The sequence below is a fragment of the Massilia sp. NP310 genome (assembly GCF_019443485.1).
Lineage (GTDB): Bacteria > Pseudomonadota > Gammaproteobacteria > Burkholderiales > Burkholderiaceae_D > Telluria > Telluria timonae.
In genome coordinates this window covers 3221901-3234807 of the sequence record NZ_CP080379.1, presented here as the reverse complement: position 1 = coordinate 3234807, position 12907 = coordinate 3221901, and the positions used below count along the sequence as shown (strand labels likewise).

The window sequence follows — 12907 nt, the reverse complement described above, 5'->3', positions numbered from 1 at the left end:
CGCCGGCCGTGGGGCCGAAGCGGTGGAATCAGATTGCCAGGCCCGCCTTGCGCAGCAGGTTGGCGGTCTCGAACAAGGGCAAGCCCATGATGCCCGAATGGCTGCCCTCGATGTGTTCGATGAACAGCGCCGCCGGACCCTGGATGCCGTAGCCGCCGGCCTTGTCGTAGGGTTCCAGCGTGGCGCAATAGGCCCTGATCCGGGCCGGGGTGAGGGTGGCGAAGCGCACGTTCGACACTTGCGTGACCTGCTCGGCCACGTGCTGGGAATGCACGGCCACCGAGGTCAGCACCTGGTGGGTGCGGCCGGACAGGCGCTCCAGCATGGCGACCGCCTCGCGGTTATCCGCCGGCTTGCCGAGGATCTCGCCGTCGATGGTGACCGTGGTGTCGGCCGTCAGCACCGGCCGCAGCGGCTGGCGCCGCTGCAGCAGGAGGTTGAAGGCGAAGGCGCCTTTGGCCCGCGCCACGCGCGCCACGTAAGCGTGGACGTCTTCGCCCGGCAGCACATCCTCGCTGACGTCGACCGCGCGGCCCGGGTCGCTGCGCAGCAGCATCAGTTCGAAGTCGACCCCGATCTGGCGCAGCAGTTCGCGCCGGCGCGGGCTCTTGGAAGCGAGGTAGATTTTATTGTGCTGGTTTTTCATCGCTGTTCTTGACCGCTGTTCTTGATCGCTGTTCTTGACCGCTGTTATTGATCGCTACTGGGCCGCTTCAGACCCTATGGTAAGGATGGTTCTGGGTGATCGACCAGGCGCGGTAGAGCTGTTCCGCCAGCATGACCCGGACGATTCCGTGCGGCAGGGTCATGCTGGAGATGCGGATCAGCCCTTCGGCGCGCGCCTTCAGCTCGGGATCGAGGCCGTCGGCCCCGCCGATCAGGAAGGCGGTGTCGCGGCCGTCGCGCTGCCAGGTTTCCAGTTGCTGCGACAGACCGACGCTGGTCAGGTCCTTGCCGCGCTCGTCCAGGGCGATGATGCGCACGCCCTTCGGCAAGGCCGCCTCGATGCGCTCGCGCTCGAGCGCCATCGCGGTGGCCGCGGTCTTGCTGCCGGAGCGCTCGACCGGCTTGATCTCCTTGAGCACGATGCGCAGCTCGGGCGGCATGCGCTTCGTGTACTCGGTGAAGCCGGACTCGATCCAGGCCGGCATCTTGTGGCCGACCGCGGCAATGATCAACTGCATGAGAACCCTTATTCAGCGTCCTTCTTGATGCGGCGGATCACCTTCTTGACCGGCGCATCGGCGGCCGGGGCGGCCTTCGGTGCGGCAGCCTTGCTCACGCGCTTCGGCGGCTTGGCCTTGGTCGCTTCGACGGCGGCGACTTCGGTTTTGCTCGGGGCGACCTTCACGGTCTTGCCGGTCGGGACCGCCTTGGCGGCGGCTTTCTTGGCGGCCGGTTTCTTGGCGGCGGTCTCGGTCGTGGCCGCGGCCTTGGTCGCGCGCTTGGCGGCCGGCTTGCGTTCGTTGACCGGCTTGGCTTCTTCCTGCGCCTGGTTGGCGGCCAGGTGCTTCGACTTCGGCTTGACGGCGTCGGCTTCGATGCCTTCAGCGGTCGACTTGCGCTTGGCGGCGCCCAGCTTGACCGGCTTCTCGCCCCAGATTTCTTCGAGGCGGTAGTATTGGCGGATGGCCGGCTGCATGATGTGGACAATCATGTCGCCCAGGTCGACCAGCACCCATTCGCCGGTGTCTTCGCCTTCCAGGCCGACCACGTCGCCGCCCGCCGCCTTGACCTTGTCGCGCACCGAGGCGGCCAGCGCCTTGGTCTGGCGATTCGACGTACCCGAGACCACGGCGATGCGGTCGAACAGGCTGGTCAGGTGAGTCGTGTCGAACAGGACGATGTCCTGGCCCTTCACATCTTCCAGGGCGTCGACGACGAGGGTTTGCAGTTTCTTGATATCCATTAGTTTTTGTACAGGTTATGTTGTTGAATATAGTCTAGCACTTGCGCCATACCGAGCGCGCTTGCATCCGCGCCGGATTGCAAGGCCGCGCGCAGCTGGCTGGACGAGAGATCCACGTCCAGCGTCGGCGCAAGGCAGACTTTTCCGTGCGCCAGCAGGCGCACGGTGTCGGGCGTTGCAAGCCGCGTCGACAGTTCTTGGGCCACCACCGGCGGCAATGCTTCCTGCGCCAGGTCGTAGCCGGGGCGCGTCGCCACGCCCAGGTTGGCAAGGGCGAACAGTTCGCGCCACTCGTTCCAGCTGTCGAGCTTGCGCAACTGGTCGGCGCCCATCAGGAACACGATCGAGGTGCGCGGGCCCAGTTCCGCGCGCAATGCGCGCAGGGTTTCGACCGTATACGTTGGCGTTTTCCGTTCGATTTCCTGCAGGTCGATCGTGACCGGCAGGCTCGGGCTCTTCAAGGCCTCGAAAGCCAGTTCCAGCATCGCGACCCGGTCGGCATCGCTGGCCTCGAGGCCGTTCTTCTGCCACGGCTGGCCGGCCGGCAGGATGCGCAAGGCGTCCGGCCGCAACAGGCTGGCGAACAGCTGCGCCAGTGCGACGTGGCCCTGGTGCACCGGATCGAAACTGCCGCCGAGGACGGCGACGCAGCGGTTGCGCCCGGACGCGCCGGCGGCCAGGGTCACGGCGCCAGCCAGTCCCGGTGCACCAGGAAGTCGGAGTACAGCCGTGCCTCGGGGCTGCCGGGTTCGGGATGCCAGTCGTAGCGCCATTTGACGATCGGCGGCATCGACATCAGGATCGCCTCGGTCCGCCCGCCCGACTGCAGGCCGAACAGGGTGCCGCGGTCCCACACCAGGTTGAACTCGACGTAGCGGCCGCGCCGGTAGGCCTGGAAGTCGCGCTCGCGTTCGCCATAAGCCTGATCTTTGCGGCGTTGCAGGATCGGCAAATAGGCGTCCAGGAAGCGCTCGCCGACGGTCCTCACCATGGCGTACGATTGCTCGAAGCCGAGCTCGTTGAAATCGTCGAAGAAGATGCCGCCCACGCCGCGTGGTTCCTTGCGGTGCTTCAGGTAGAAGTAGTCGTCGCACCAGGTCTTGAAGCGCGGATGCAGTTCGTCTCCGAACGGCGCCAGCGCGTCGCGGCAGGCCTGGTGGAAGTGGCGCGCGTCCTCGACTTCGCCGTAATACGGGGTCAGGTCCATGCCGCCGCCGAACCACCAGACCGGTTCCTTGCCGGGCGCGGTCGCTTCAAAAAAGCGCACGTTCATGTGCACCGTCGGAGCGTAGGGGTTACGCGGATGTAGCACCAGCGACACGCCCATCGCTTCCCAGGCGCGGCCGGCCAGTTCCGGACGCACGGCGGTGGCCGACGCCGGCAGCGTGGCGCCGCGCACATGCGAGAAGTTGACGCCGCCCCGTTCGAGGACATTGCCTTCCTCGACCAGGCGCGAGATGCCGCCGCCGCCTTCGGGGCGCTGCCATTCTTCGCGCAGGAATGGTTTGCCATCGACCTGTTCGAGACCGTGGACGATGCGCGCCTGGAGCTCGAGCAGCCAGGCCTTGATGGCGGCGGGATTGGGGGAAGACATGAAGAGTGACCGACTGGGAATGAAAAGTGGGCCGATTGTACACCGGCCCACGAAATAGCTACATCTGGCGTTGGTTGCGAAAGGCGTGGAGCCTGCCGGGGCAGGCACGTAAAAGCCTCCTGAGGGCGGCTCGTAAAGCCTTCTGAGGGCGGCTTTACTTGACGCCGCGCCAGCCAATGTCGCGCCGGTACTGCGCGCCATTGAAGTGGATCCTCTCGACGGTTTCATACGCCTGCTTCTGCGCCATCTTGACGCTGTCGCCCAGGCCCACCACGCACAGCACGCGGCCGCCGCTGGTCTGCAGCTTGCCGTCCACCAGGCGGGTGCCGGCGTGGAAGGTGATGCATTCCGGCGCTTCTTGCGGGATGCCGTCGATGACGTCGCCCTTGCGCGGGCTGTCCGGATAGCCGGCGGCCGCCATCACGACGCCCACGGCGGTGCGGCGGTCCCATTCCAGCTCGACCGTGTCGAGGGTGCCGTTGCAGGCGTGTTCCAGCACGGTCGCGAAGTCGCTCTTCAGGCGCGCCATGATCGGCTGGGTTTCCGGGTCGCCCATGCGGCAGTTGAATTCGAGCGTGCGCGGGTTGCCGTCGCTGTCGATCATCAGGCCGGCGTACAGGAAGCCGGTGAACGGGATGCCGTCGCGCGCCATGCCCTGGATGGTCGGGTTGATAATCTCGCGCATCACGCGCGCATGCATCGACGGCGTCACGATCGGCGCCGGCGAGTAGGCGCCCATGCCGCCCGTGTTCGGGCCCTGGTCGTTGTCCTTCAGGCGCTTGTGGTCCTGGCTGGTGGCCAGCGCCAGCACGTTCTTGCCGTCGCACATGACGATGAAGCTGGCTTCCTCGCCGGCCAGGAATTCTTCGATCACGATGCGGGCGCCGGCGTCGCCGAAGGCGTTATCGGACAGCATGTGGTCGACCGCAGCGTGGGCTTCTTCCAGCGACATCGCGACCACCACGCCCTTGCCGGCCGCCAGGCCGTCGGCCTTGATGACGATCGGCGCGCCGTTGGCGTCGATGTAGGCGTGGGCCGCGGCGGCATCCGAAAACGTTTCGTACTTCGCGGTCGGGATGCCGTGGCGGTGCATGAAGGCCTTGGCGAAGTCCTTCGAGCTCTCGAGCTGGGCCGCCTCGCGGGTGGGGCCGAAGATCTTGAGGCCGCGCGAGCGGAACAGGTTGACGATGCCGGCCGCCAGCGGCGCTTCCGGGCCGACCAGGGTCAGGGCCACGCCTTCACGCACCACGAAGTCGGCCAGCGCCTCCGGCTCAAGCACGTCGACCGTCACCAGGCGATCGTCGAGCGCGGTGCCGCCGTTGCCGGGCGCGACGAAGACCGTCTGGATGCGTTCCGATTGGGCCAGTTTCCACGCCAGCGCGTGTTCGCGGCCGCCCGAGCCGACTACGAGGATTTTCATATTCGCTACCAATTATTCTTCGATCACGGCGTTGGTGAAGACTTCCTGGACGTCGTCCAGGTTTTCCAGCGCATCGAGGAGTTTCTGCATCTTGACCGCGTCCTCGCCCGTGAACACGGTCTCGGTGGCGGGCTTCATGATGACTTCGGCCACTTCGGCCTTGAAGCCGGCGGCTTCCAGGGCCTCTTTCACGGCGGAGAAGGCGTGCGGATCGCACAGCACCTCGAAGCCGCCTTCTTCGTCGGCCATGACGTCGTCGGCGCCGGCTTCGAGCGCGGCTTCCATCAGTTTGTCTTCGTCGACGCCCGGCGCGAACAGGAACTGGCCGGTGTGCTTGAACATGAAGGCGACCGAGCCTTCGGTGCCCATATTGCCGCCGAATTTGCTGAAGGCGTGGCGCACTTCGGCCACGGTGCGGACACGGTTGTCGGTCAGGCAGTCGACGATGATCGCCGCGCCGCCGATGCCATAGCCTTCGTAGCGCACTTCCTCGTAGTTGACGCCTTCGAGCTCGCCCGAGCCTCGCTGGATCGCGCGGGTGACGTTATCCTTCGGCATATTCGCGTCCGCGGCCTTCTCGACCGCCAGGCGCAGGCGCGGGTTGGAAGCGATGTCGCTCCCGCCCATGCGCGCGGCCACGGTGATCTCCTTGATCAGGCGCGTCCAGATCTTGCCGCGCTTGGCGTCGGTAGCGGCTTTCTTATGCTTGATATTGGCCCATTTGCTGTGTCCAGCCATGTCGAGAATTCCTTAGACGGTATGCAAGAGTGGCCGATATTCTAGCATAGGCCCCCCTCGCAAAATCGCTCAAGGAAACAACAGTCGGGTCCCCAGGGCGAGCAGCGCCAAGCCGCCCGCACAGGCGATCCAGTGGCCGCCGACGAGGCGGATCTCGGCCAGCACGAACAGGCCGACGACGGCAATCGCGGCCGGGTTGTCCGGGCCGGTGGCCAGCAGCAGGAGCATCAGGAGCCAGCAGCAGCCCAGGCACTGGCGGGCGTGGGCGGCGCCGCGCCAGAACGCCCCGGGCAGACCGTCGCGCCAGCCGGCCAGGATGCCGGGCAGGGGCGCCCGACAGTGCTCCAGGCAGGCATGCTTGGTGGGTGTCCACTGGTAGACGCCGGCCGCCACCATGGCCAGGCCGAGCAGAAGCGGGTGGCGCACGGCGCCGCCGTGGTCGGACTCGTGCAGCGTCCATTGGGCGATCGCGGCCAGCAGCGCGAAACCGGTCCAGGCGCCCAGGTAGCCGAGCACGAACAGGCCGGTGCGCAGGCGCGCCCGCTGGGCCGCATGCTCGCCGGCGAGGCGCGCGAACAGCACCGTGGCGCGACTGGCCAGCGGCAGCATCATGGCCGTGCACAGGCCGGCCCAGGTCAGGAAGACCAGCGCCAGCTGGCCGGCCTGGTAGGCCAGGGTGGGCGCGGCCATGGCTGCGCTGGCCCCACCCGCGCTGGCCGCACCCGCGGTGCGCGCGGCGCCGGCTGCCGCGTCCGCAGCAAGAGGCTGGCTGCTGAGCACCAGGCCGCCCAGCACGAGGCCGGCCCAGCACAGGCTGGCCAGCAGCGATACGACGATCAGGACCAGCAGCACGAATCGGTCGCGGCCAAGCCGTGCTTCGATGTCACTCAGGTTCATTGCGGCGCTCCCGGTGGACCCGTGCGCTCGGTCTTGCAGGTCATGATGGATTCTCCTTTTGGTTGAAATGCATGGGTTCGACCGCGCGCGCGTCAAACCCGTTCGGCGGGCGCGGCCGGATGCGTCTTGACGCCGAGGCCGCCGTCGCCGGATGAGCCCTGGCGATGACGCCAGCGGTGCAACTCCCTTGCCACAGGCGCGATGCTGCACCGCCGCGATCGCCCCGTCGTGACGGCGAACTTCGGCGTTGCCGCCACAGCCTTGCGCCGATCTTGATCTCTTTCAGAACGTCATCGCTCCGTCGGTGGTTTATGTGACCGCGTGGTCGAATGCGGTATTCTTATGAGGTCCCGACCACACCGACCGCCGCCCTCGACATGACCATCACGACCCCGACCGCTGCAGCTCCGAACATGCCTCGCATCGCCCTGATCGCGCACGACAAGAAGAAGGACGACATGATCTCGCTCGCCGCCGAGTACCGCGCCTTCCTGCAGGGCTGCACCCTGTCGGCCACCGGCACCACCGGCGGGCGCCTGATCAACGAGCTGGGCCTCTCCGTCGAGCGCAAGCATTCGGGGCCGGTCGGCGGCGACCTGCAGATCGGTTCCCTGCTGGTCGACGGCCTGATCGATTGCGTGATCTTCCTGCGCGACCCGATGACGCCGCAGCCGCACGAACCCGACATCAACGCCCTGGTGCGCGCCTGCGACGTGCACAATATCCCGTGCGCGACCAACGTCTCGACCGCGCGCCTGGTGCTGTCGCAACTGATGGGCGTGCGCAGCGCCGTTTGACCCACCTGACAGGAGGAGCCATGCTCGCCAAAGCGATCCGGATCGCCGCCACCGGCGGCCCAGAAGTGATGGAATACGTCGACGTCGAGGCGCCCGCGCCCGGGCCGGGCGAGGCGCGCATCGTCCAGCACGCGATCGGCCTGAACTTCATCGACGTGTATTTCCGCACCGGCCTGTATCCGCAGCCGCTGCCCGGCTTTCTCGGCAAGGAAGGCGCGGGCGTGGTCGAGGCGGTGGGCGAGGGCGTGACCCACGTGCGGCCGGGCGACCGCGTGGCCTATGCCGGCGGTCCGCTGGGCGCCTATGCCAGCGTGCGCACCATGCCGGCCCGCTTCCTGGTCAAGCTGCCCGACGCGATCGGCTTCGAGACCGCGGCCGCCATGATGCTGCAGGGCCTGACGGTGCAATACCTGCTCCGTCAAACCTACCGGGTCGAGGCCGGCGACACGGTCCTGTTCCACGCCGCGGCCGGCGGCGTCGGCCTGATCGCCTGCCAGTGGGCGCGCGCGCTCGGCGTGCGCCTGATCGGCACCGTGGGCTCGAAGGAAAAAGGCGAGCTGGCGCTGCGCCACGGCGCGGCCCACGTCATCAACTACAACGACGAAGACATCGTGGCGCGCGTGCGCGAGCTCACCGGTGGCGAGGGCGTGCCGGTGGTGTACGACTCGGTGGGCAAGGACACCTTCACCGCTTCGCTCGACTGCCTGCGCCGGCGCGGCCTGATGGTCAGCTTCGGCAACGCCTCGGGCGCGGTGGAGCCGTTCGCGCCAGCCGAGCTGTCCAGGCGCGGCTCGCTGTTCCTGACCCGTCCGACCCTGTTCGACTACATGCACACCCAGGAAGAGCAAGAGGCGATGACGGCCGAGCTGTTCGACATGGTCGCGAGCGGCAAGGTCGAGGTCGGGGTGCGCCAGACCTTTGCCCTGGCCGAGGCAGGCGAGGCGCACCGCGCGCTGGAGGCGCGCCGCACGACCGGTTCGACGGTGTTGTTGCCATGAGGGATACGCGCGACGACGAGCCGCTGCCGCCGTTGCCGCCGTCGGCGCAGCCGTCGGGCGACGGTGCGCCGAAGTTCGGGCGCCTCTTGATCGTGCTGGCGCTGGCCATGCTGCTGGTGGTGGCGCTCACTTTCGGCTCCGAGGCTTATTTCACCTGAGGCCATGGACGATTTCAACCGCGCCTACGGGCGGGTGTTCGTCCCCGGCCGCCTGACGGTCGGGCTGATGACGCCCATGGCGGGCGGCCCCGGCGCCCTGGCCGACCTCGCGCTGGCGCAAGAGCATGCGCGCCTGGCCGATGCGCTGGGCTTCGCCGCCCTCTGGACCCGGGACGTGCCTCTGATGATCCCGCAGGGCAGCGCCAACGAGACCGCGGCGCTGGACGACCCCTTCCTGTGGCTGGCCGCGCTGGCGGCGGTGACGGAGCGGATCGCGCTCGCCACCGGGGCCGTCGTGCTGCCGCTGCGCCATCCGCTGCACGTGGCCAAGGCGGCCCTGAGCCTGGACCGGATCAGCCATGGCCGCCTGCTGCTGGGCCTGGGTTCGGGCGACCGGCCCGAGGAATTCGCCCGCTTCGGGGCCGACCTGGACACGCGCGACGTGGCCTTCCGCGACCATTGGGAAACCGTGCGCGCCGCGCTCGAGCCGGCGCCGGCTGCCGGGGCAGAGGATGGGCAATACCGCGTGCTGCCGCCGCCACACACGCGCATCCCGATGCTCGCGGTGGGCAGCGCGCGCCAGTCGCTGCAGTGGATCGCCGGGCATGCCGATGGCTGGACCAGCTACCACCGCGAGGAAGACCGGCAAAAAGGCCGCATCGCCCTGTGGCACATGGCGCAGGACCAGCGCGCCCCAGGACTGCGCAAGCCCTTTATCCAGTCGGTGCAGCTGGACTTGCTGGACGATCCGGCGGCGCCGCTTGATGCGATCGAACTCGGCCTGCGCACCGGCCGCCATGCGCTGGCCGCCTATCTCGAACGCATGCGCGGACTCGGCGTCGCGCACGTCCTGTTCAACCTGCATCGGGGCGCGCGGCCGGCCGGCGAGGTCCTGCATGAAATAGGGACGGAGATCCTGCCGCGGATATAGGGCGCGCCCTGCGCGGCGCGGCCGGCATCATCCGCCGCCGGACCCGGATGCTAGAATCGCCTCATGGAAACCCCCGCCAAGAAGGACGCCCCAGCCCATCCCCGCAAGAGCCGCAAGGGCGCCACGCCCACGGTGCGCGACGTCGCGCGCCTGGCCGGGGTGGCCCCGATGAGCGTCTCGCGCGCGCTGAACAATCCCGACTCGGTTTCGCCCGAGATCCTGCAACGCGTGCGCGAGGTGGTGGACCGGGTGGGTTACGTCCCGAACCTGCTGGCCGGCGGCCTGGCCTCCAAGAAGAGCCGCATGGTGGCGGCCGTGGTGCCGACCATCAGCGGCTCGGTGTTCCTCGAGATGGTGCAGGCGCTCACCGACGGCCTCGCTGCGCGCGGCTACCAGCTGATGCTGGGCCAGGCCGGCTACGAGAACTCGCGCGAGGACGCGCTGCTCGAGGCCATCATCGGACGCCGTCCGGACGGCGTGGTGCTGACCGGGATCATGCGCTCGGAGCAGGGCCGGCGCCGCCTGCTGGCCAGCGGCATCCCGGTGGTCGAGACCTGGGACCTGACCGACAGCCCGATCGACATGCTGGTGGGCTTCTCGCACGAACAGATCGGCAAGGCGGTGGCCGAATACCTGCACGGGCGCGGGCGCCGCAAGATTGCCGCCATCAGCGCCGACGACGAGCGCGCGGTGCGCCGCAACCGCCATTTCGCCGACACCGTGCTGGCGCTGCAGCCGGGGCTGGGCACGGATCGAAAGGCGGTGCCGACCTGCGTCGTGCCGGCGCCGACCTCGCTCGGCAGCGGTCGCACCGGCCTGCGCGAGCTGCTGGCGCGCGACCCCGGCATCGACGCCGTGTTCTGCAGCTCCGACATGATGGCCCAGGGCGTGCTGCTCGAAGCGCTGGCGCTGGGCATCGAGGTGCCCGGGCAGCTGGCCGTGGTCGGCCTGGGCGACCTGGCGTTCTCGCGCGACCTGCATCCGCCCTTGACCACGGTGCGCATCGACGGCACCGCCATCGGTTCCATCGCCGCCTCGCTGATCATCGACCGCGCCGAAGGTCGGCCAGTGGAGGCGCCGGTGCGCGACGTCGGCTTCGTCATCGTCGAACGCGGCAGCAGCTGAACACTCCTCCAGCGGATTGACCTGGTCATCAAGATACCGGTATCATCGGCTCATCTTGATACCGGTAACATCGCTTTAGGGAAAAATGATGACCATGGAATCTTCGACACTGGGCAGCACGCCAACGATCACCGCGATGCGCGTGGTGCCGGTCGCGGGCCGCGACGGCATGCTGCTCAACCTCAGCGGCGCCCACGCGCCGTGGTTCACCCGTAACCTGGTGATCCTCACCGACAGCAGCGGTCAGCAGGGCGTCGGCGAAGTGCCGGGCGGGGAGAGCATCCGCCAGACACTCGAGGATGCGCGCGCGCTGGTCGTCGGCCAGCCGATCGGCGCCTGGAACGGCGTGCTGCGTTCGATGCGCACGGCGTTCGCCGGACGCGATGCGGGCGGGCGCGGCCAGCAGACCTTCGACCTGCGCGTGACGATCCACGCGGTGGCCGGCGTCGAATGCGCCGTGCTCGACCTGCTGGGCAAGTTCATGGGCGTGCCGGTGGCCGACCTGCTGGGCGAGGGCCGCCAGCGCGACCAGGTCGAGATGCTGGGCTACCTGTTCTACGTGGGCGACCGCAGGGCCACCGACCTGCCGTATGCGAGCGAGCCCGATGCCGACGACGAGTGGCTGCGCCTGCGCCACGAGCCGGCCATGGACACCGACGCCATCGTGGCCCAGGCGCGCGCCGCGCAGGCGCGCTACGGCTTCAGGAGCTTCAAGCTCAAGGGCGGCGTGCTGCGCGGCGAACAGGAAATCGAGGCGGCGCGCGCGCTCAAGGAAGCCTTCCCGCAGGCTGGCGTCACGCTCGACCCCAACGGCTGCTGGCTGCTGCAGGACGCGATCCGGCTGTGCCGCGACATGAAGGGCGTGCTGGCCTATGCCGAGGACCCGTGCGGACCCGAAGGCGGCTATTCGGGCCGCGAGACGATGGCCGAGTTCCGCCGCGCCACCGGCCTGCGCACCGCCACCAATATGATCGCCACCGACTGGCGCCAGCTGGCGCACGCGGTGCAGCTGGGGGCGGTGGACATCCCGCTGGCCGACCCGCATTTCTGGACCATGCAGGACACCGTGCGCGTGGCGAAGATGTGCGAAGCCTGGGGCCTGACCTGGGGCTCGCATTCGAACAACCACTTCGACGTTTCGCTGGCGATGTTCACCCATTGCGCGGCGGCGGCGCCGGGCGACATCACGGCGATCGACACCCACTGGATCTGGCAGGACGGCCAGCACCTGACCCGCAATCCGCTGCGCATCGTGGACGGCATGGTGGCGGTGCCGACCGCGCCGGGACTGGGCGTGGAGCTCGACATGGAGGCGGTGGAGGCCGCGCACCAGCGCTATCTGGCGATGGGGCTGGGCGGGCGCGACGATGCGGTGGGCATGCAGTACCTCGTTCCGAACTGGAAGTTCGACAGCAAGAAGCCGTGCATGGTGCGCTAACCCGTTGTCTCTCATTGACCCGTCATGCGGCGCGCGTGACGGGTCTTTTTTCATCCTGCGTTCCCATGAAAAAAGCCGGGCAATGCCCGGCTCCATGAGCGGCGAACGGCGCCGGTCAGCCCTTCGGTTCCTGCGTCACCTCGACCCGCCGCGCCACGCCCGACGGCCCCGGGAAGCCCTCGAAGGCGCTGTGCACCAGCGCCGGCATGATTTCCGGCGTCGACATATTGCGGCTGGTGTTGTGCACCGTGACGTCGAACAGGCGCTTGCCGTCGCGCGCCGACTTGATCGAGACCTGCAGCTCGCGCCGGTAGTGGTGCTCGACCGAGGTCTGGTAGGCCGGATACGGACCCCAGAACGGATCGTAGAACGGGCTGTACCAGCCGCCCCAGTAACGGCGGTGGAAGCCGCGGTAGCCGTAGCCGAAGCGTGCGCTCGGATAGAAATACGGCGTCATGATCGGCTCCAGCACGCGCACCGGCAGGTCGGTGGTGGTGAAGCGCATCGCCACCGTCAACGCCGGCGTGGCGCCCTCGGCGTCGCGGAAGCCCTGGCGCGCCAGCTGGGCGCGCACCAGTTCCTGGTAGCTGCGCCATTCCAGCGTGTCGTCCTGCGGCGCCGGCACCTCGAAGACATAACTCTTGTCTTCCATCTGGGCCGGCCATTGGTGGAAGGTCGTCACGTCGCTGCGGATGGTGGTCGCGCAACCGCCCAGGAGCAGCGCAAGCGCCGTGCCGGCGGCGACCATGATGAGGCGTTTCATACAATCTCCAGATTATTTGTGCGGAATTTCCCCGATGATCAAGCTTACCGCTTGTTCAAGATCAATGAACCGGTTTTTACACCCCGTTACCGTGCATACACTGCGATACATGGAATCGTACGAAGCGCCGGAAAAGCTT

Annotated in this window: 15 protein-coding genes; 6 read left to right on the top strand and 9 right to left on the bottom strand. The window is 68.1% G+C overall.

The genetic code is table 11. The annotated features are described in order from the left end of the window. Positions 1-28: 28 nt before the first annotated feature. From KY496_RS14210 to KY496_RS14175, 8 genes are all read right to left on the bottom strand, one after another. Positions 29-646: a nucleoside triphosphate pyrophosphatase gene (locus tag KY496_RS14210; protein ID WP_071361490.1), complete on the bottom strand. Its 618-nt coding sequence runs from the start codon at positions 644-646 to the stop codon at positions 29-31. A 67-nt stretch (positions 647-713) separates the two neighbouring features. Then, positions 714-1184, bottom strand: coding sequence for a 23S rRNA (pseudouridine(1915)-N(3))-methyltransferase RlmH (gene rlmH / locus KY496_RS14205; RefSeq protein WP_071361491.1), 471 nt, complete (start codon positions 1182-1184; stop codon positions 714-716). A gap of 8 nt (positions 1185-1192) precedes the next feature. Then, positions 1193-1909 carry a ribosome silencing factor gene (rsfS, locus tag KY496_RS14200; protein WP_219861175.1) on the bottom strand — a complete coding sequence of 239 codons (717 nt, stop codon included), beginning with the start codon at positions 1907-1909 and terminating at the stop codon, positions 1193-1195. After that, positions 1909-2595, bottom strand: a complete 687-nt coding sequence (locus KY496_RS14195; protein ID WP_219861173.1) for a nicotinate-nucleotide adenylyltransferase — start codon at positions 2593-2595, stop codon at positions 1909-1911. The genes rsfS and KY496_RS14195 overlap by 1 nt, the downstream gene beginning before the upstream one ends. Further along, the gene (hemF, locus tag KY496_RS14190) at positions 2592-3503 is read right to left on the bottom strand and encodes an oxygen-dependent coproporphyrinogen oxidase (RefSeq protein WP_005665523.1); all 912 of its coding nucleotides are present in this window, start codon (positions 3501-3503) and stop codon (positions 2592-2594) included. The genes KY496_RS14195 and hemF overlap by 4 nt, the downstream gene beginning before the upstream one ends. 154 nt (positions 3504-3657) lie before the next feature. Then, the gene (purD, locus tag KY496_RS14185) at positions 3658-4923 is read right to left on the bottom strand and encodes a phosphoribosylamine--glycine ligase (protein ID WP_071361495.1); all 1266 of its coding nucleotides are present in this window, start codon (positions 4921-4923) and stop codon (positions 3658-3660) included. A 12-nt stretch (positions 4924-4935) separates the two neighbouring features. Next, on the bottom strand, positions 4936-5661 hold the full coding sequence (locus tag KY496_RS14180; RefSeq protein WP_005665525.1) for a YebC/PmpR family DNA-binding transcriptional regulator: 726 nt from the start codon (positions 5659-5661) through the stop codon (positions 4936-4938). A gap of 69 nt (positions 5662-5730) precedes the next feature. Further along, entirely contained in the window at positions 5731-6558 is an 828-nt protein-coding gene (locus KY496_RS14175) for a DUF2182 domain-containing protein (protein ID WP_005665526.1), read from the bottom strand. Positions 6559-6935: 377 nt separating this feature from the next. Between KY496_RS14175 and KY496_RS14170 the strand changes: the two genes are divergently transcribed. The 6 genes from KY496_RS14170 to KY496_RS14145 all read left to right on the top strand — a co-directional run bounded on the left by KY496_RS14170 (position 6936) and on the right by KY496_RS14145 (position 12005). Beyond that, positions 6936-7355, top strand: a complete 420-nt coding sequence (locus KY496_RS14170; RefSeq protein ID WP_219865112.1) for a methylglyoxal synthase — start codon at positions 6936-6938, stop codon at positions 7353-7355. 20 nt (positions 7356-7375) lie between these two features. Beyond that, entirely contained in the window at positions 7376-8353 is a 978-nt protein-coding gene (locus KY496_RS14165) for a quinone oxidoreductase (RefSeq protein ID WP_219861171.1), read from the top strand. Beyond that, positions 8350-8511, top strand: a complete 162-nt coding sequence (locus tag KY496_RS14160; RefSeq protein ID WP_005665531.1) for a hypothetical protein — start codon at positions 8350-8352, stop codon at positions 8509-8511. Before KY496_RS14165 ends, KY496_RS14160 begins: the two co-directional genes overlap by 4 nt. Before the next feature lie 4 nt (positions 8512-8515). Continuing rightward, complete coding sequence (locus tag KY496_RS14155) at positions 8516-9442, top strand: TIGR03571 family LLM class oxidoreductase (RefSeq protein ID WP_219861170.1); 927 nt, start codon at positions 8516-8518, stop codon at positions 9440-9442. A 63-nt stretch (positions 9443-9505) separates the two neighbouring features. After that, positions 9506-10567 (top strand): LacI family DNA-binding transcriptional regulator, encoded by a 1062-nt coding sequence (locus tag KY496_RS14150; RefSeq protein WP_219861167.1) that lies wholly within the window; start codon positions 9506-9508, stop codon positions 10565-10567. An 85-nt stretch (positions 10568-10652) separates the two neighbouring features. Next, positions 10653-12005 (top strand): enolase C-terminal domain-like protein, encoded by a 1353-nt coding sequence (locus KY496_RS14145; RefSeq protein WP_219861165.1) that lies wholly within the window; start codon positions 10653-10655, stop codon positions 12003-12005. Positions 12006-12120: 115 nt separating this feature from the next. On the opposite strand, the gene KY496_RS14140 is transcribed toward KY496_RS14145, so the two are convergent. Next, entirely contained in the window at positions 12121-12768 is a 648-nt protein-coding gene (locus tag KY496_RS14140; RefSeq protein ID WP_005665538.1) for a DUF4136 domain-containing protein, read from the bottom strand. Positions 12769-12907: the final 139 nt, after the last annotated feature.